The sequence below is a fragment of the Microbulbifer maximicatervae (SeqCode) genome, from assembly GCF_056231245.1.
Genome location: NZ_CP174334.1, coordinates 507,661 through 526,359 on the forward strand (window position 1 = coordinate 507,661; position 18,699 = coordinate 526,359).

An 18,699-nucleotide genomic window follows, 5' to 3' on the forward strand; every position below is an offset into this window, starting at 1 on the left:
GTTGTGGCAACTGCGCATATTTTAATATTGGAAAGTGATACTAAAATAAGCAGACAATTGAGCGGCACTTTGCAAAAGCAAGGATTTAATGTCACTCAATGTCAAGATGTTAGTGAAGGGTTGATGGTAATGCCCGCAGACTATTTTGATCTTATTTTAGTTAATGCGTTTTTGCCCACCAATGATGATTTATCACCTTTACAGGCTATACGTAGCTGGGGGCAAACGCCTGTAATTGTTCTCTCTTCAATTAATACAACGGCAAAAAGGATAGAGAGCTTTCAGCAGGGGGCTGATGACTTTATATCCAAACCGATTGATTCCACTGAGATAGTGCTGCGTGTAAACGCAATACTGCGTAGGGCTCACAAGGGGGAAAGTAACATTGAGGGTGAGATTGATATCGATCATTTAAGGTTATTAAAATCAAGGCAGCAGGTTTTTTATAGGGGAGATAATTTAGCGTTTACACCTATTCAATTTCGATTACTTTGGATACTCGCTGAGAACCGATTCAAGGTAGTTAGTAAGCAATTTTTATATCGTGCGGTACTCAACAGGCAATTTTCCCGTTATGATCGAAGCCTTGAGATGCATCTTAGTCGTATCAGGAAAAAGTTTATTGAAGTTGGTATATCGGCTGACCGCTTTGCTACGATTCATGGCAAAGGTTATAGATTTTCATAATAAAAGACTAGCTTAAGTTAAACGGTAAATTTAGGTGTACTAAGTATCGGTTTAGGCATTATTCAAGTATTTTCTCCTTTCTAAAATTCTAATCAGGCTTGTTTAACATTAGCAAGCTTAAAGCTGTCTTTGAGTTCAAAATGTTTTAATTATCGACGGTTTTTATTAGCTATTATACTGCCGTAACAATTGTAAAAGTGGTTTTTTTCGGCCATGAAAGCAATTAACATCTTTGATAATGATTATCATTACCAGAGATGTTAATTGCTGAATACATCTTTTCGTTTAAAAGTTGGCTCGGCATAAAGTGATTTAATTAAGAAGTGGGGATATGAGCACTATTAATAAAGTTGAGGCTGAGCATGATAGCCAATTTTTAGCTTTTTCAACGGTAATTCATATTGACAGCGAGAGGATGATTAGGCGTTTATGTAAGCACTTCGCTCACAAAGTTAATGCCCACTGGAGCAGCGATTGCGGCCATATTGAGTTTGATATGGGTTTCTGTGATATGAACGGAAGTGGTGATCAATTGGATTTGCGTTGTGGTGCTAACTCTGACGCGGAGTTAAAAGAGATCATAGATTGCATTGATTCCCACTTCTTACGATTTGCGCAAGGTGTGGAATGTTCACTTCAGTGGAATCTAATGAATTCTTAATGGTAAAAAGATGTTAGAGAAAGATAAACTCAAGAGTGAAGTTAATACTCAGTGGAATATGGCTGAGGCAGGGAATATTTATGGGGTTAACCAGTGGGGCAATGGTTATTTCGATATAGATTCACAGGGTAATGTTGTCGTAAAAAATCCTAGTGATGATGAGGCAGACGCTGTTCCCTTGATGAAAATTATAGAGGGTATGCAGGACCGCGGTTTACACATGCCTATTTTACTGCGTGTCGAGAATATTCTTGATAAAAGTATTAGCTCACTTAATGAAACATTCCGTCAGATAATCGAAAAACTGGATTACCAGAATAAATACCAAGGTGTTTATCCAATTAAAGTAAACCAGCAGGCCCAAATTGTCGATGAAGTAGCTCAGTTTGGTTCTCGCTATCAACATGGATTTGAAGTTGGTAGTAAAGCCGAAATGATTGCAGCTTTATCCACTATCGAAGAACTAGATAGCCTAATTATTTGTAATGGCTATAAGGACCAAGAATTTATAGAATTGGGGTTAGAGGCAACAAAACTTGGATTGAAATGTATCTTTGTTATTGAAACCTTAACCGAACTGCCGATTATTGTAGAGCGAAGTCAAGCGTTAGATATTTTCCCTCATATTGGCGTGCGCGTTAAAATGACGACTCAAGTGAGTGGGCATTGGAGTGCTACTAGTGGTGAGAGAAGTGTATTCGGACTGTCATCAAGTCAACTTATACATGTGGTTGATTACTTAAACGAGCATCAAATGCTCAATTGCCTTGAGTTACTACATTGCCATTTGGGCTCTCAGATTCCTAACATCCGCGATATCCGCGGTGGTGTACTAGAAGCCTGTCGCTATTACTCCGATTTATGTAAAGAGGGCGCGGCATTAAAGTATATTGATTTAGGTGGTGGTTTAGCAGTTGACTACACTGGTAGACAGTCAAGTACTGGACAAAGCCGAAATTACTCACTTGAGGAATACTGCGAAGATATCATTGATACAATTAAGAGTACATTAGATAGTAATAACTTACCCCACCCGATAATTGTTACGGAGTCTGGTCGTGCTACTGTAGCCTACACATCAATTTTGCTCTTTAATATCCTTGATGTTGTAAGTTTCGACTCAGAAGAGTTAAAAGAAGCTGAGGAAGATGAGCATCAATTGCTTCAAAATATGCGTGAAATTCTGACTTATTTGAAGCCTCAAAGATTACAAGAGTGCTTCAATGATGCGCAGTTTTATCGGGACGAAGTTCGCGAATTATTCAAGCGTGGCCAAATAGATCTTCGTGTTCGTTCTGTATCAGAGATAATTTATTACAATGTTTTGCATCGTATAAAAGAGACTCTTTCAGAAATGAAGCGAATACCTGAAGATCTGGAAGGCTTGGCAGATTCACTAGCTGATATCTATTATGGTAATTTTAGTTTATTTCAGTCCTTACCTGATAGCTGGGCTATTGATCAGTTATTTCCTGTTATGCCTATTCATCGACTAAATGAGACTCCAAGTCGGCGTGCTATCTTGGCCGACATTACCTGTGATTGTGATGGGAAAATTGAGCGATTCGTAGTCAACCAGGAAGTCGAAAAAACCTTACCTCTGCATTCAATAAAGCACGGCGAGGAGTATTATCTCGGTGTTTTCCTAGTGGGCGCTTATCAGGAAACTCTAGGTGATCTGCATAATTTATTTGGTGATACGAATGTTGTCAGTGTGAGACTGAATTCAGATGCCAGCTTTGAGTTTGTGAAAGAGGTTCATGGGGATACTATTGAGGATGTTTTAAGTTATGTCGAGTATCAGCCGCATGAAGTAAAGACGCGTTTTCGTAATAAGGTTGAAGCGGCTGTTCGCAGTGGGCGTATTAGTGCTCGTGAACGTCAGCAAATAATTAAGACCTTCAATGCAAGTATGCAAGGTTATACCTATTATGAAAGAGATTAGAATAGAGTAGAAAACAGTGAGAGACATGACCTGTTTAAATCTTTATCTGTATATATGAAGGCTTAAATCTAAGTATGTCGACGATGCCAGATCTTCGATCTGGCTAAAATATTTAAGCCCTACTCTGTGAAGCTAGCTCCTGACCACGTTAATAAATTCTTTGTTTTTATATAGTTATGCTGTTAGCACCTATCCTGATTTAGTGTTTTAGGTTTATATTGGTTACTTTAGCGCCAGATAATTTTCTATAGTGATAGTATATACAATTATGCAGAATCTATTCTTCTTTATGACTAGTGCAGAACTCTGAATATACTTACTTTTATACTTTAGTGTGCTTGTACTCGAAAGATAATCTCTCTGTAAAAATTGTTAAGAGTTTTGATCTTTTTTGTTTCTTTGTCTAATTGTTACTTGCATTTTTTATTGCGTAAAGAGTAACGAGAAGTAAAATATTAAATTCTACGCCATTTAGTAAGGAAGCTAGAGCTAGCTAATATTTATAAGGATTATGAATATGATTTTCTGATATTATCTGGTCACAACATAAGATATTCTATCTTTTAAAGAATAGGGATGTGGACTTGAGGATCATAAATAAGATCACTTTGGGTTATATTGCACTGGCTCTGCTTCCGATCAGTTTTTCACATAGCAGTGAAACTCAGATTGAAACTATCGTTGTGACTGCGGGTAGATATGAACAGGATATTTCACAGCGGATGGAGAGTATTTCTGTTGTAGATAATGATGTACTCAGAAAAAGTGGTAATACCCATATTCAACAAAGCCTGGTGAGTGTACCTGGAGCAAACCTAGCAAGAGGGAATGGACAGGAATACCTGCCAGCCCTACGTTCTCCAGTACTGACTGGTGCAGGAGCCTGTGGTGGTTTGTTGACAGCAGAAGATGGGATTCCATTGAGAGCAAATGGATTTTGTAATATCAATGAGTTATTTGAATCCTTCAGCGAGACAGCTCGGCATGTCGAAGTGGTTAGAGGGCCTGCTGGTACCCTCTATGGCTCTAATGCAATGCATGGATTGATCAATGTTATCAGCCGCGATCCTGTAGAAGGAGAGAATGGATCTCTCAACACTGAAGCGGGGCCCCACGATTACTATCGACTGGGTGTATCAGCAGATCGTCGCCTCAGTATTGAAGGTGATGTGATCAGTGCAGATTTGTATTTGATGACTGATGGAGGATATAGGGATCAGTCAGGATTGGACCAGCAAAAGGCTAGCATCCAGTATACCCACCAGGTCGGTGATAGCAGAGTTCGAACTCGTCTAGTAGCGACAAGCTTAAATCAGGAGACGGCTGGTTACCTCGAGGGTGGCGGAGTTTACCGCAATCGTCGATTGAGTCGTACCAACCCTAATCCAGAGGCGTTTCGAGATGCCAATTCTCTCAGATTTTACTCTCTGATTGATATACCTGTGAATCAAACTAGTCAATTACATTTGGCTCCTTACCTCCGTAAAACTGACATGCGTTTTCTGCAGCATTATTTACCGGGGCAACCAATGGAGGAAAATGGCCAGGAGAGTGTTGGGGTAAGAAGCAGTTACTATCTGGAGCTGGATGAGCAGCTAAATCTGCTAACTGGTATTGATACTGAATTAAGTAAAGGATATCTCCTGGAAGCCCAAGAGAGTGTTACCGAGGGCTCTGAATTTCTGCAAGCAACCATACCAATGGGAAAGCACTACGATTATGAAGTCGTAGCTTGGAATGTCGCCCCCTATGCATCGGCAACCTGGAAGGTTAATGATCAATTGGAAATCACTGGTGGAGTCAGGATTGAATCTGCACACTATGACTACGATAATCAAATGCTTCCCGGGCGCACAGATGAAAATGGATTACCCTGTGACTTTGGAGGCTGTCGGTTTAGCCGGCCAAATGACCGAAAAGATAGCTTTAACAATATATCCCCCAAGTTGGGAGCGCTATTATGGTTAAGTAATGAACTACAACTCTTTACTCAATTGGCCCAGGGTTATCGTGTACCCCAAGCGACAGAGTTATATCGATTACAGCGAGAGCAGACGGTAGCAGAGCTGGATCCAGAGGAAATTAATAGCTTTGAAATAGGGCTGAGGAAAATCGGCAACTCATTGTCATATGAGTGGGTGGCTTATACGATGAAAAAGGAGAGTGTAATATTTCGTGATGTCGACTATTTTAACCAGTCCAATGGCAAAACCCGGCACTGGGGAGTTGAGTTGGCTGTAGATTATGAATTCACTGAAAGCTTACGGCTAGAGGTGAGTACCAGCTATGCAGAACATCGTTATGCAGATCAAAGGGAGTTGCAAGGTGTAGATCTGGATGGAAATCTTGTAGATACTGCACCAAAGACCTTTGGTAGTTATCGACTTCACTGGTCCCCGAATTCTTTGGTATCGGCGGAGCTTGAATGGTTACATCAGGGTAGCTATTTTACAGATCCTCAAAATGCTCATCGGTATCCAGGACATGACTTACTGAACCTCCATTTGGCCTGGCAGTGGAAACAATATGAAATTTCTACACGAATACTGAATATTACCGATAAAGCCTACGCTGAGCGTGCGGATTACAGTAGTTTTAGTGGTAGCCGTTATTTCCCTGGAGAGCCTCGTTCAATTTACTTTGGAATCAATTTTGATTGGTAGTGTAATAAGGCCTTACTTTTTGCTTTCGGATTTCATTTGAGCGTCCCGAATCAACGCTGCCATGCGATAAAAACCATGAGACATTTTAGTGTAGGGCGTGAGTAAAAAAAATGCGAGAACTGCACCCAAGTGTAAATCCAATAGTAGGGGGAGTGCGGCTGTCCCCCCGAGGGAAAAAAGTAATAGACCGCTGAGTGCGATGAATAACAGTAGGCCAACAAACCCCATCTCCCCGCTCCAAACCCTTGCTGAGCCAAGTTCTGGATCAGCCTTGAGCTTTAGCTGAATAAGCTTGCTACACCCCACTAATATGAGTAATCCACCGGGTATACCAAGTAATTTGGGTATAGAAAAAATCGAGTATGGCCCTGGCATGTTCAGAAAGTAATACATTACTGTGCCCGAACAGGTAGCTGCAAAGCACAATAAGAAGCCGTATAGAACAGCTTGGTGTGCGTATCGTCGCTGGTTGCTGAATCGGTCTTCCTCTTCGAAGTTACATCCATCCCCGTGGCCCCCGGATAGATTCTTAAGTTTTCCTGCTGAAATTAATGCACTTCTAAATTGACCCCAGGTAATTTTTTCCCCGTCGACTTTCCTCCAGTAGCGACGTAAACTTATCCCCAGGCTAAACAGCGGATAAAGAAAGGCCGGTAAAAAAATACTGGTCATAGTGGCGTGAGAAACAATTGCGTAGAAGCCCTCACCACCACTGGGTTTCAATACTCTTATTACATAAAAGATAACGGCAAATCCGATGATAGTAGCCAGGGCGATCAGACTGCCGCGTTTTTGGAACATTCTAGCAATACCTCCCGGCCAGGCAAAAGTTTCCCAGCTTTTCTGTCGCGCTTCGGCCATGACTTGAGGAATATTAATATTGAATTCGTGGGGATCGGTATACTGGCAGGCATAGTAACAACCTCGGCAGTTGTGGCAGAGATTGGCCAACTGGGTGATGGTTCCCTCTGAGAAAGAGCGGTGTAGTTGAAGTGCTGGAAAAACGGCGCAGTAGCCCTCGCAATAGCGACAGGCATTACAGATTTCTGCTTGCCGCCGTGCCTCTTCCAAATTATCCATTTGCATAGTTAGCGGCTTCCCTGCCAGCAATACGCCCAAAAACGGTGCCGATCATCATACCCAACCCAGCCAGATATCCCTGACTTAGGATTGACCCGGCCATGGTTTCTCCTGCAGCCCACAAGTTTTTTACCGGCCCTGTGGCAGTGCTGCACTGGGCATTCTCATCAATCTTGAGCGCCAGATAAGTGAAGGTAACCCCGGTGCGTAAGCTATAGCAGTAAAATGGTGGCTCGCTGATGGGGCGGGCCCAATTAGTTTTTTCTGGTGTCAGGCCGGTAGTGGCGACACTATCCAGCTCGGTGGGGTGAAAAGCGTCACTACTGCCACAAGCAGCATTAAAGGTTGCTATGGTATCGATCAGTTTTTCAGAGGGTAAACTGGTTTTTTCCGCGAGTTCCTCCAAGGTGTTCGCTTCGGTCGGAGGAAATGCTGATGGCATAAACATTTTTAAAGACTTGGAGTCGATAATTGCAAAAGCCACCTGGTCTGGCTGTTGTGCGACAAGGCGGCCCCAGATGGCATAGCGTTTGGGCCAAATATCTTCTCCCTCGTCATAAAAGCGCTGGGCCTCCTTGTTAACGACGATGGAAAAGGGGACACAATCCAGGCGGGTTACTATGCCCCCATCAAACTTCGGCGCTCGCCCATCAATTGCCACTGCATGGCACTGGGTGGGATCTCCGACGGACTGCACGCCTTGCTCCAGTAAATCTTCCAAGACCACACCCCGGTTATAAGGTGTTCCGCGTATCAGGAAATTTTCAGCAGCTGGGCCCCAGGCTTTTTCCAACCACTTAAGATTGGCTTCGAATCCGCCGGAGGCTGCTACAACTGACCTGGGTTCAATTTGGTATTGCTGTCCCTCGTAAACATAGTCGACACGAGTAATATGATTGCCCTCTAGCTGCAGGTGCTTAACGTGTGCCCGATACAGCACATCAACACCTAATTTGCCTGCAGTTCGGTAATAGGCGTTAACCAGGGACTTACCGCCGCCAAGGAAAAAAGCATTTGTGCGCGTGAGGGATAGTGTGCCGGACAGAGGCGGCTGGAAATGAACGCCGTGCTTTTGCATCCAGGGAAGCGCTTTTTCTGATGAGCGTATAACCAGCCGAGCTAACTGCTCATTGGTTTTACCCCCGGTAACTTTTAGCAGGTCTTCATAGTACTCGTCTTCACTGTAATCACCTTCCAGTGGACCCAGGGGGCCTCGGTGCATACAGCGTATATCCCTGGTGTGGCGGGAATTGCCGCCTCGATAGGGCTTGGGGGCAGTTTCCAGGATAATCACCTTGGCCCCAAGTTCGGCAGCAGTTATCGCTGCGCACAGAGCGGCATTGCCACCCCCAATTACGGCGAGGTCGTAGTGAGTGTTCACCGATAGAAAACCCTTTTGCAATGGATCAGTGTTCCATTGCAAAAGGTAGGTGAAAATTGAGAATAAATAGGCGGGCAGGCAATCCCTGCCGCAAAAAATCGTTAGCTGGTGGCGGGTTGTTCAGCTTGCTGCATGTCGATGTGAACAGATACAGAGGCCTGGCTTTCCAGCCAGTTGTCCATGCGCTCTTCAAGAATATTCAGTGGCAGTGCTCCAGATCCCAACAGAGCGTCATGGAAACTGCGAATGTCGAAATTGCTATCCAGGGTTTCCTCCGCCTCTTTGCGCAGCTCTTTAATTTTGAGCTGCCCTAGCTTGTAGGCCAGGGCCTGGCCGGGCCAAATTAAGTAGCGGTCTATCTCGACGGTCACATCGTGGAGCGGTTTGGCGCTGTTTTCCATAAAGTATTCGATCGCTTCCTCGCGGCTCCAGCCCAGCTGATGCATACCGGTGTCCACAACCAAACGCACTGCACGCCACATATCGTAAGAGAGTGCACCGAATTCGCTGTAGGGGTTTTTATACAGGCCCAGGTCGTAACCGAGACTTTCGGAGTAAAGGCCCCAACCCTCTACAAATGCGGTATAGAGAGCCATACGGCGCAGTGGGTGAATATCAGTTTGCTCTTGTGCCAAGGCAATTTGCAGGTGGTGACCCGGCATCGCCTCGTGCACTGTGAGCGCCTCCATTTCCCATTTTGGGCGGCTGGGCAGGTTGTAGGTATTGGCAAAGAAGATACCTGCACGGCCAGCTTCGTTGGAGCCGGGCAGATAATAAGCTGTGGTTTGGGATTGTTCTGAATAACTGGGTATAGGTTTCACGCCATAGGGCAGGCGTGGCAAGGTGCCGAACAGAGCGGGCAGCTCTGCATCAATGCGCTTGGCAATATCGCGGTAATCCCGCAGTAACCCCTCCCGGCTGGTGTGGTAAAAGCGCGGGTCGGTACGCAGAAACTCGGTGAATGCTTTGAAGTCTCCCTGGAAGCCTGTCTTCTGGATAACTCTATCCATCTCCCCGCGAATTCGCTTCACTTCCGCAAGCCCAATGCGGTGGATCTCCTCGGGGCTGAGGTCGGTGGTGGTATTCTCTTCCACTTTATGGGCGTACCAGCGCAGACCATCAGGGCGGCTGGTTAAAGCGGTATCTATCTGGGCCTCGGGAATATATTTGCGCTCAACAAATTCAGCCATACCCTGCCAGGCCGGTACCAGTTGTTTGCTGTAAATGGCATAGGCGCGTTGCTGCAGGCTTTTCCGCTTAGTTGCTGGAATGGCCTCAGGCATTTGATTAAATGCTGTCAGCAATGGGCTGTGCTCCGGCGCGGCAGGTACCAGTGCGCGTATTTGACGCGGTAGGTCGCGCAGGGTGATTTGTGGTGGCGTGACTCCTTTGCGCAGACCCCGGCGCATCAGCCCCTGGGTTTGTTCAATCAGGATTGGCAACCTTTCCAGACGGCTGATTATCGTCTCATAATCGGTTGCAGTGCGCTTGGGCATGCTGTTGATTACTTCCGGTATACTGCGTTGGATGCCGCTCATATGGGTAAGCGGTTGCAGGTGGTCCGGGAACTGGAAGCCTTTCACTTCTCCCAACAAGTCCTGGTAGAGCAGCTGGTAATCCAATTGTTGTTCGGCTGGCAGATCGCTTTGATCGATATTACGTGCAGCCCCTAAAAGGATTCTGGTCTGCTTTTGACGCAGTTCCACAGACTTAAGAGAGTTATCCACCCAGCGATGATTTTGCCCGGGATAGCCCTCGTAGGTTGCCTGGCTGGGATAACTCTCCATGATCCAGCGATAGCGCAAATCCTGCAGGGCGGTGAGTCGCTCGGAGGCGCTGCGCTCAGGAAGGGATTTGTAAGCTTTTCGGAAGGTGTCCTGGTCCATCGCTGAGGCATTGAGGCTCACAACAAGTCCCAGGGATGTAAATAGGGCTTTTCTGATAAACGACATAATCCCCTCAAGTGAAAACGTGTGGCCCCAATAGTGGCCGGATTTAGTCAATGGGTGGTTTGTTACCACTGCCGGCAATTTATTGCCGGGCATTCGAAGAGCAGCCAGCCGCATTAGCTGGCTGCCAAAGGCGGGCTGGGTCAATTGGCTGCCGCTGTGCGACTGCCAAACTCCTGGTGATTGATCAGTTGCAAGCGCCTGCGAATCTGTTCCTCAATACCGGAGGCATTGAGGCCGATGGCCGCCAGCAGGTCTTTGTGCTTGCCGTGCTCAATAATTTGATCTGGAAGCCCCAGTTGCAGCACCGGTACCGACCGCGCAGTGCTATTAAGGTATTCGAGTACGGCACTGCCAGCACCACCAGCAATGGTGTTCTCTTCGATGGTAACTAAGAGTTGGTGACTCTCGGCAAGTTCATCGATCAGTGTCTCGTCCAGGGGTTTTACCCAGCGCATATCGGCTACGGAGGCCCCCAGCTGCTCTGCAGCGGCCATAGCGGGGCCGAGTAAGGTTCCGAAGCTGAGGATGGCTACACCACTGCCCTGGCGCAACAGGCGCCCCTTGCCGATCGGTAGCTCTGTCATTTCCTTGTTGATGGCGGTACCCATACCAGTTCCGCGCGGATAGCGCACAGCAGTGGGGCCGCTGTGTTTGTAGGCGGTATAGAGCAGCTGGCGGCATTCGTTTTCGTCACTGGGCGCGGCGATAGCCAGGTAGGGCAGGCAGCGCATAAATGTGAGGTCAAAACTACCCGCGTGCGTGGGGCCGTCTTCCCCAACCAGGCCGGCGCGGTCGATGGCGAAAGTGACATCCAGGTTTTGGATTGCCACATCGTGCACCATTTGGTCGTAGCCGCGCTGTAAAAATGTCGAATAAATAGCAACTACCGGCTTCTGGTCTTCACAGGCGAGGCCCGCAGCGAGAGTGACGGCGTGCTGTTCGGCAATGGCTACGTCGTGGAAGCGGTCCGGGAAGCGCTTGGAGAACTCCACCATACCGGAGCCCTCACACATGGCCGGGGTAATAGCGACCAGGCGCTCGTCCTGCTCTGCGGCATCGCACAGCCACTGGCCAAAAATATCCTGGTACTTGGGCAGTTTCTTCTTGCCGGGTATGGCTACTTGCACCTTGGCTTCCGGCTCCAGCTTGTTCAGCGCGTGGTAGCCCACCGGATCTTCTTCAGCGGGGCCGAAGCCTTTGCCCTTGATGGTGGCAATATGCAGGAGTTGCGGGCCCGGCTGGCTGCGCAAGTTGCGCAGGGTGTGGACCAGGTCGTGCATGTTGTGGCCATCCAGGGGGCCCACGTAGTTAAAACCCAGTTCTTCGAACAGGGTACCCGGCGTGATCATACCTTTGACATGCTCTTCGGTGCGTCGCGCCAATTGCCAGGCTTTGGGGATGGCAGACAGTATCTTACGGCTGCCCTCGCGCATATTCAGGTAGGTTTTACTGGCCAGGATTTTGGCGAAATAGGTAGCCAGGCCGCCGACATTTTTTGAGATAGACATACTGTTGTCATTGAGAACAACCAACATGTCCTTGCCGGTATGGGAGGCGTGGTTCAGGGCTTCGAAAGCCATTCCCGCCGTCATGGCGCCATCACCAATCACCGCCACTACCTTGCGATCGTCAGGGGAGCCCAGGGCCATACCCAGGGCGGCGCTGATCGAAGTGCTGGAGTGGCCGACTCCAAAGGTATCGTAGGGGCTCTCACTGCGCTTGGGGAAGCCGGACAGGCCCCCTTGCTGGCGCATGGACAGCATCTGTTCGCGGCGACCGGTGAGGATTTTATGGGGGTAGGTCTGGTGGCCCACATCCCAAACCAGCCGGTCCTCCGGGGTATTGAATATGTAATGCAGGGCGATGGTCAGTTCCACCACACCGAGACCGGCACCAAAGTGCCCGCCGGTCTGGCCGACACAATACAGCAGGTACTCGCGCAATTGGCTGGCGAGTTCCGGCAATTGGCGTTCATCGAGGGCGCGCAGCTGCGCCGGGTCGTCGATCGAGTCGAGTAGCGGTGTCTGCGGGCGTGTGCGTGGAATTTCTTCGAGCATCAAATGTATCAGTTGCAACAGATGGTGATATTGAGGGGGATTGTATGCCCGTGGCGGGCATATTGCATCCCAAACCCCACAGGCAAGGCTGTGACTTAGTGTCCGCGCTGCACGATATAGTCTGCGAGCTGCTGCAGTAGCAGGGTATCGCCATCGAGACTTTGCAGTGCCTGGGAGGCCTGGGCGTGCAGTTTTGCCAGCTTGTCCCGGGCGCCGTCGACGCCGAGCAGAGAGACATAAGTGGGTTTGTTGCGCAGGGCATCGGCGCCCTGGGTTTTGCCCAGAACCGCAGTTTCAGCAGTGATATCGAGAATATCGTCCTGAACTTGGAATGCCAGTCCAATAGCTTGGGCGTAGCCGGTAATAATCTCCAGCTCCCTCTCGCTGGCACCCCCCAGCAGTGCGCCCATACGTGCGCTGGCACAAATCAGAGCCCCGGTCTTCAGGCGGTGCATGGGCTCCAGCTGATCCAGGGTCAGGGTTTGGTCAACGGAGTCCAGGTCGATAGCCTGGCCGGCGACCATACCTCGGGCCCCCGCCGCAGTGGCGAGCTCACGCATAAGTTGTAACTGCAATTGAGGCGCGAGCGGTTCTGCGAGAAGCAACTCGAAAGCCTGGGTTTGCAGTGCGTCGCCGGCGAGAATGGCTGTGGCTTCGTCATAGGCGATATGACAGGTGGGGCGACCTCGACGAAGGTCGTCGTCATCCATTGCCGGCAGGTCGTCGTGGACCAGGGAGTAGGCGTGAATGCACTCCAGGGCCGCCGCTGTGCTATCGCAATAGGCCAGGTCAAAATCGACACCCCGAAAAACCTGGGCACAGGCGTAGACGAGAGCGGGGCGCAGGCGTTTGCCGGGGCCCAGTGCGGCATAGCGCATTGCTTCGAACAGCTTTTCTGAGCCGTCGATCGGGGTGTTGAGCGCCTGCTGGATTCGGCTTTCGACGCGTGTGGAGGAGGCCTGTAGAAAGGCTTTCAGCTCCTCTGGCAGGTTTGCGGAACTCACTTAAACTGGGTCCCCGGAGTTGTCGTCGGCATCAAAGGGGAGCTCGCGGATATTGCCGCTCTCTTCAATTAACAGCTTCACTTTCTGCTCGGCTTTGGCGAGCTTCTGTTGGCACTCCCGGGTGAGTTTCACTCCCTTTTCGAAATCAGCGAGAGCCTCCTCCAATGGGAGATCTCCGCCTTCGAGTCGCTCAACCAGCTGTTCTAACGCCTCGAGACTCTCTTCAAAAGTTGCTGTTTTTTTCTTTGCCGCCATAGCATCGCCTCTTAATTGCGGGGCAACCTTAGCGGCTGGCGCTGCGGGGGTCAATTCCATGGCCCCCTCATCCGGGAGCCTCTTCTCAGTGTCGTTTAGGCGTGCAATTCCTAGAGGCTCGACTCTTGGGATAATAGATAGTGCGCCAGGGCTTTTTTCTGCACCGCCGTAAAGTTGTAGTTAGGCATTGGTGGTGTTGGGGCATCGAAGTAGTCAGCCAGGGTCTGCGCTGTGTATTTAGCGGACAGGTTGCGCAGGGGAAACTGGGCCTGATGGCAGTGGGCACAATCGTTAGACCGATAGAGCTGCGCGCCCAGTTGCACCACCTCGGCATCTATTGAAAGCGCGTTGGCCGTGGATGTTTTTTGCAGTTGTGGCTGCTGTGTTGTCAATACAGCTTGGCGAGGGGTCCCTTGGCTCACACGATAAACTGCACCGGCGTAGTCATCGGAAATATAGATGTTGCCCAGTTTATCCTCGGCGATGGCGACAGGGCGGCCGTAAACCGTTTGGCGGTCATTACTGAGAAATCCCCACAGGAAATCCCTCTGTTGAATTTCCCCGTCGTTACTCCAGTGCAGGGAGACAACTTTATAACCATCTTTCACGCTGCGGTTCCACGAGCCGTGCAGGGCGACCAGCGCTGCATGGCGATAATCCTTAGGCTGTTCCACACTGCGCAAAAATTTAATCCCGAGTGGCGCGTTGTGAGCGCGAAATTCGTACACAGCAGGAATTGAGTCAGCAATCTTTTGCTGGATTTCAGGGCTTGCATCCACCCCAAGATCCGGATCGGGAACCCGGTCACCGTAAGCGTAGGGCCATCCGTAGAATTGGTCTTTGCGAATCAGGTTGAGCTCATCTGGCGGCAAGTTGTCGCCGAGCCAATCGCGGCCATTATCTGTTGCGTAAAGTCCGCCATCTTTTGGAGACCAATCGAACCCCACACTATTACGCAGGCCGGTGGCGTATATTTCAAAATTATCTCCGTTTGGTTTCATTCTCATGATGGTTGCGCGGCGAGGATCTTTTTCAATACAAACGTTGCAGCTGGAACCACTGCTGAGAAAAAGCCATCCATCGGGACTCATATCAATAGTTTTTGTCCAGTGTCCATCGTCCTCAAGATTTTCAATAATTCTCTGGTAGCGCCCAGCGAGTCGCCCATCAGAATGATCAAAGGGAACCCGTCCAACTGCGTCACTTTCGGCAATATATAACCAGCCGTCGTGTAGCAATAATCCGTGGGGCCGTTGAAGATTATCAATAAGGGTCTTTTGCCCGTCACTGCGGCCGTCGCCGTCTTTATCTTGTAATAAAAGTGAAACTTTGCCATGTTTAGGCTGAGAGACGATGATGTCTCCATTGCGGGTCACTGTGAGCCAGCGTGCGCCGGGAACATCCCCTGCAAATAACTGGACCGAGTATCCATTTGCTGCGGTCAGCCGGCCTGTCACTTCTTTTTCTGTTGTTTTGACACCACCGACCAGCTGGCGCCAAGGCACGCTGACGCTGGATTTAAAGGTGGCTAAGGCGGTAGAAAGCACCGCGCCGAGGGCGATAAAAAATATTAGCGTATATTTCAACGTTTTCTTCATGGTATCGATTGAACTTGAAATAAAGATGTTTATAGTTGCCGCGCTTATCTATTTACCCCTATAGTTAACACGGGATTAATTTCCTGTCTTCCCTCCCTTTTGTAACAGGTAACTCAGTTTGTGAGATATCTCTTACACAAAATTCAGCAGATTTCCCCTACTTTTTTCTCCCTTGATGTCCATAATTAACTTGCAAGGACGCGAAAGGGACTGCACTACTGCGGCAATGGATAAATGGATTGCGCCGCTCGCCCTAGGGATATGGGCACCATCCTGTGAGACGCACCGCCCGGGCCGGATTGCCTGGGCGGTGTTTTACATTCTGCTTTAACCTGCCTGTTGCTGCCTGCAACGCTTTCTACAATTTACACCTTTCTTTTGTAATTTGCTGTTATTCCATCAGCGGCATGTCGCTGCCTGGAATTTGTAATAGTTATCCGCTTTAATGTTGATAGGCCGGCCAAATTACCCATGGGCCGGCGGAGGGTGGCGCATTCAGTAATCTACCAGCAGAAGTGCCCGTATTACCCAAGGCAAAACTACGCCTGTGGGCATCTGTATTTTCGTTGGTAAAAAAGCTTTCAGACTCCTCCATCTTGTCTGGGAGCAAGCTTTTACTTTCGAAGGTGGCAGTTTTTTCTAATGCTGCGAATCGCGCCAGCTTCTGTCATCGTCATCCAGTCCCTTCGATCTGTCACTCCAAAACTTCTTTTTTCTTCTTTATAAAAACCGTTGTGATTACACGGAAACAGTTCCGGGGCTGCCTTGTTCTATTCGACTGTGGGGAGGCGAGGTTATGCACGCGAGAATATTGCGTTTAAATCTGGCGGGTCAACCGCTGGAGTGGCTGAGTTGGCAAGAGGCATCCTGTTTGTACGTGCGGGAGCTGGTTACATGGTCGCTGGGAGGTGTTGTCCAGCGGGTGAGAGGAGGCTTTAATCGCAATGGCGATCGTTCCAGCCTCGATCTGGCCGCTATTATCGCCTGTGGCGGTGCACGTATGGCCCGTCCGCGCCGGCGCCCACCCCTAACAAATCGAGCACTGTTTTTTCGCGATTCCCATACTTGTCTTTATTGCGGTAATTTCTTTAAAAGTGTGGATTTGACACGGGACCATGTTATTCCTGTTTCCAAAGGCGGAGTTGATTCCTGGGAAAATGTGGTCGCGGCCTGCAGGCGCTGTAACCAGCATAAGGGCAATCAACTATTGGAAAATATCGACATGGAGCTGTTGGCCTTGCCCTTCTGTCCCAATGCAGCTGAATACCTTGCCCTGATTAACAGTGAGCGGATTCGCGGCGATCAGATGGAGTTTCTGCGCGGCCAGTTTTCACGGCGACGTCAACAGGGGTGGTTGTTGCACTAGCCCGTCGGATCGAAATGAGCAAAAAAGAAAAGGGGCCAACAGGCCCCTTTTAATTATGTCTTGTCGTTAGGTGAAGATACCGCAGAGCGGATCAGACCGGCCAGGTATTCGGTGAAATTGTGCCCGTGGTTTTCCATCATTTTGGGGAACATGGAGTTTGGGGTCATACCGGGAAAAGTATTGACCTCATTGAGGTAGAGTTCGCCGGTCTCTGTCAGGAAAAAGTCTATGCGGGACAAATCCTTAAGCTTTAGGGCCTTGAAAGTGCGCAGGGATACTTCGGCTATCCATTGAAGCTGTTCTTCGTGAAGATCAGCAGCTTCGATAAAGGTGACCGCGCGGCTGCCCTCGGCATACTTTTCCTTATAAGTGTAAAAAGTATCTGTTGGGGCGCGTACTTCTCCCGGGCGGGTTGCGATGACATCATCGTTGTAGTGGTAAACCGCAACTTCCAGCTCTCTGGCTTTCAATGCTTTTTCTATCAGCACATAAGGGGAGAGTTTAAAGGCGTCTTCGATCGCGGCCTCTAAGCCCTCTTTGTCACGGACCTTAAAGCAACCTACGGAAGATCCCTGATTGGAGGCTTTTACAAATACCTCGCCCCAGTTCTCCAGGGCATCGTGAGCTTTTTGTAGTTCCTCGACTTCAGTGCTGTGCAAAAACTCGTAAGGTGTGTTTTCAATACCCAGAGCGCTGAGCCACATCTTGGTTTTAATTTTGTTAAAGCAGATTTTGCTGGGCTCAGGTGCAGAGCCGAAATAGGGGATGCCGAACATATCCAGTTGCGACTGCAAATCGCCAGTCTCTCCCGGGTAGCCGTGAATTGCAGGAATTACGTAGTCCACATCCCAGGAGTTACCTTCTTCATCGCGAATTTTGCGATCGTAAAAGATATGGTAAACCCGGCCCTGGCTGTCGGTAAGGCAGCCACTGCTATCCATTTCCACCCGCAATAGGGCGATGTCCTCTGCCGCTGACAACTTGTCCTCGATAAAATCAGCAGTTCTGAGGGATACGTCGTGCTCGCTGCCGCCACCGCCGCAGATAAGCAAGGTGTTAATCATAAAATTATTCCGTCGTAGTGCCTGCCGAAGGTGCGGTTAATACCTGTTCGCACTGTTGGGGCAAGGTCTTTGGTTTCGGCTTTTTCTGTTTCGGCTGGGGTTTAGTGCCATTGAGAATTGCATAGAAGTCATCGCTAAACCACCAATCCAAGTCACTGCCACAGGCTGCAGTGGTCACCGGAGCCTGGGGCTTACAGTTGGTGCTTCCCTCTGGGCACGCCAGGCGTACATGAAAATGGTAATTGTGCCCCCACCAGGGGCGCACTTTGCGCAGCCACTCGTTATCTTCGCCGGATATTTCGCACAGGTGGCGCTTGATGGTCGGGTGTACAAAAATTCGTTCGACCCGCTGGTCCTCTGAGGCCAAGCGCAGGATTTTGGGAACCCGGTCGTCCCAGTTTTCAGGGATTAGGCGGTGTTTGCGCTCATCAGCCAAGGCAACAGCAGAAATATTATCACGCTCCCACGGGGTGAGGGGACGCTCTGCGGCTCGCCGATCCTGGGAATACCAGATGTCTACGTCCAGGCCGGTTTGGTGGCTGTTGTGCCCACCACTGCCGAAAGGGCCCCCTCGAGCCATAGACATGTCACCGATCTGGATTCTGCCCAGATCTTTCTGCGCCACGCTCTGGGAAAACTCCTTTAGGAAGTTAATGGTCTGGGGGTGGGCAAAATGTCGATCGCGGCCAGTCCTCACCAACTGATAGCCCTCTCCCCTCAATGGCAGGGTCTCCCCGCCACTCAGGCAGCCATTGGTGTAGGTGCCAATACTCGATGGTGTCTGTGCACTGGGCCCTTCGACCTTATCCCAGTCGTTGGCACTTGCGGCGCCGCTCGCTAGGGCCGAGGTGAGAATCAGGGTGTGGGTTAATTGCCGTAAAAATCCCGCTTTAAAGGGGCTGACGGCCTCGGTAGTGGATACTGAATTTTGAGCTTTCGGGTGCATAGGTCCCTGGATACCAATAAGTCACAGTTGTCGGGCCACC

14 protein-coding genes are annotated in these 18,699 nt (G+C 49.3%); 5 read left to right on the forward strand and 9 right to left on the reverse strand.

Going from position 1 to position 18,699, the window contains the following annotated elements; all coding sequences use genetic code 11:
• Window positions 1-3 precede the first annotated feature (3 nt).
• From ACJJIS_RS02225 to ACJJIS_RS02240, 4 genes are all read left to right on the forward strand, one after another.
• Entirely contained in the window at window positions 4-687 is a 684-nt protein-coding gene (locus ACJJIS_RS02225) for a response regulator transcription factor (RefSeq protein ID WP_475709373.1), read from the forward strand.
• A 331-nt stretch (window positions 688-1,018) separates the two neighbouring features.
• Window positions 1,019-1,348: a DUF2218 domain-containing protein gene (locus tag ACJJIS_RS02230; RefSeq protein WP_444915492.1), complete on the forward strand. Its 330-nt coding sequence runs from the start codon at window positions 1,019-1,021 to the stop codon at window positions 1,346-1,348.
• Between the two features lie 10 nt (window positions 1,349-1,358).
• Window positions 1,359-3,293 carry a biosynthetic arginine decarboxylase gene (speA, locus tag ACJJIS_RS02235; RefSeq protein ID WP_475709374.1) on the forward strand — a complete coding sequence of 645 codons (1,935 nt, stop codon included), beginning with the start codon at window positions 1,359-1,361 and terminating at the stop codon, window positions 3,291-3,293.
• A gap of 584 nt (window positions 3,294-3,877) precedes the next feature.
• Window positions 3,878-5,956: a TonB-dependent receptor gene (locus tag ACJJIS_RS02240; RefSeq protein WP_475709375.1), complete on the forward strand. Its 2,079-nt coding sequence runs from the start codon at window positions 3,878-3,880 to the stop codon at window positions 5,954-5,956.
• 12 nt (window positions 5,957-5,968) lie between these two features.
• On the opposite strand, the gene tcuB is transcribed toward ACJJIS_RS02240, so the two are convergent.
• From tcuB to ACJJIS_RS02275, 7 genes are all read right to left on the reverse strand, one after another.
• Complete coding sequence (tcuB, locus tag ACJJIS_RS02245) at window positions 5,969-7,042, reverse strand: tricarballylate utilization 4Fe-4S protein TcuB (RefSeq protein ID WP_475709376.1); 1,074 nt, start codon at window positions 7,040-7,042, stop codon at window positions 5,969-5,971.
• Window positions 7,029-8,438 (reverse strand): FAD-dependent tricarballylate dehydrogenase TcuA, encoded by a 1,410-nt coding sequence (tcuA, locus tag ACJJIS_RS02250; RefSeq protein WP_475709377.1) that lies wholly within the window; start codon window positions 8,436-8,438, stop codon window positions 7,029-7,031. Before tcuA ends, tcuB begins: the two co-directional genes overlap by 14 nt.
• A gap of 80 nt (window positions 8,439-8,518) precedes the next feature.
• On the reverse strand, window positions 8,519-10,369 hold the full coding sequence (locus ACJJIS_RS02255; RefSeq protein ID WP_444934207.1) for a DUF885 domain-containing protein: 1,851 nt from the start codon (window positions 10,367-10,369) through the stop codon (window positions 8,519-8,521).
• Window positions 10,370-10,509: 140 nt separating this feature from the next.
• The gene (dxs, locus tag ACJJIS_RS02260) at window positions 10,510-12,426 is read right to left on the reverse strand and encodes a 1-deoxy-D-xylulose-5-phosphate synthase (RefSeq protein ID WP_475709378.1); all 1,917 of its coding nucleotides are present in this window, start codon (window positions 12,424-12,426) and stop codon (window positions 10,510-10,512) included.
• Window positions 12,427-12,521: 95 nt separating this feature from the next.
• On the reverse strand, window positions 12,522-13,415 hold the full coding sequence (locus tag ACJJIS_RS02265) for a polyprenyl synthetase family protein (RefSeq protein ID WP_475710328.1): 894 nt from the start codon (window positions 13,413-13,415) through the stop codon (window positions 12,522-12,524).
• A 15-nt stretch (window positions 13,416-13,430) separates the two neighbouring features.
• Window positions 13,431-13,745, reverse strand: coding sequence for an exodeoxyribonuclease VII small subunit (locus tag ACJJIS_RS02270; protein ID WP_413663362.1), 315 nt, complete (start codon window positions 13,743-13,745; stop codon window positions 13,431-13,433).
• A 50-nt stretch (window positions 13,746-13,795) separates the two neighbouring features.
• Window positions 13,796-15,283, reverse strand: coding sequence for a PQQ-dependent sugar dehydrogenase (locus tag ACJJIS_RS02275; RefSeq protein ID WP_475709379.1), 1,488 nt, complete (start codon window positions 15,281-15,283; stop codon window positions 13,796-13,798).
• A gap of 796 nt (window positions 15,284-16,079) precedes the next feature.
• Between ACJJIS_RS02275 and ACJJIS_RS02280 the strand changes: the two genes are divergently transcribed.
• Entirely contained in the window at window positions 16,080-16,649 is a 570-nt protein-coding gene (locus ACJJIS_RS02280; protein ID WP_282931208.1) for an HNH endonuclease, read from the forward strand.
• 53 nt (window positions 16,650-16,702) lie between these two features.
• Here ACJJIS_RS02280 and ACJJIS_RS02285 read toward each other — a convergent pair whose 3' ends face one another.
• The gene (locus ACJJIS_RS02285) at window positions 16,703-17,713 is read right to left on the reverse strand and encodes a D-alanine--D-alanine ligase (protein ID WP_445361105.1); all 1,011 of its coding nucleotides are present in this window, start codon (window positions 17,711-17,713) and stop codon (window positions 16,703-16,705) included.
• A gap of 4 nt (window positions 17,714-17,717) precedes the next feature.
• Window positions 17,718-18,659, reverse strand: a complete 942-nt coding sequence (gene mepA, locus ACJJIS_RS02290) for a penicillin-insensitive murein endopeptidase (RefSeq protein WP_475709380.1) — start codon at window positions 18,657-18,659, stop codon at window positions 17,718-17,720.
• Window positions 18,660-18,699: the final 40 nt, after the last annotated feature.

What these genes read in the sequence shown, in the direction of transcription:
- tcuB (WP_475709376.1), bottom strand. Translation starts at nt 7,042, where the DNA reads ATGCAAATGGATAATTTGGAAGAGGCACGGCGGCAAGCAGAAATCTGT.
- ACJJIS_RS02285 (WP_445361105.1), bottom strand. Translation starts at nt 17,713, where the DNA reads ATGATTAACACCTTGCTTATCTGCGGCGGTGGCGGCAGCGAGCACGAC.
- ACJJIS_RS02255 (WP_444934207.1), bottom strand. Translation starts at nt 10,369, where the DNA reads ATGTCGTTTATCAGAAAAGCCCTATTTACATCCCTGGGACTTGTTGTG.
- speA (WP_475709374.1), top strand. Translation starts at nt 1,359, where the DNA reads ATGTTAGAGAAAGATAAACTCAAGAGTGAAGTTAATACTCAGTGGAAT.
- dxs (WP_475709378.1), bottom strand. Translation starts at nt 12,426, where the DNA reads ATGCTCGAAGAAATTCCACGCACACGCCCGCAGACACCGCTACTCGAC.
- ACJJIS_RS02270 (WP_413663362.1), bottom strand. Translation starts at nt 13,745, where the DNA reads ATGGAATTGACCCCCGCAGCGCCAGCCGCTAAGGTTGCCCCGCAATTA.
- ACJJIS_RS02280 (WP_282931208.1), top strand. Translation starts at nt 16,080, where the DNA reads ATGCACGCGAGAATATTGCGTTTAAATCTGGCGGGTCAACCGCTGGAG.
- mepA (WP_475709380.1), bottom strand. Translation starts at nt 18,659, where the DNA reads ATGCACCCGAAAGCTCAAAATTCAGTATCCACTACCGAGGCCGTCAGC.
- ACJJIS_RS02230 (WP_444915492.1), top strand. Translation starts at nt 1,019, where the DNA reads ATGAGCACTATTAATAAAGTTGAGGCTGAGCATGATAGCCAATTTTTA.
- ACJJIS_RS02275 (WP_475709379.1), bottom strand. Translation starts at nt 15,283, where the DNA reads ATGAAGAAAACGTTGAAATATACGCTAATATTTTTTATCGCCCTCGGC.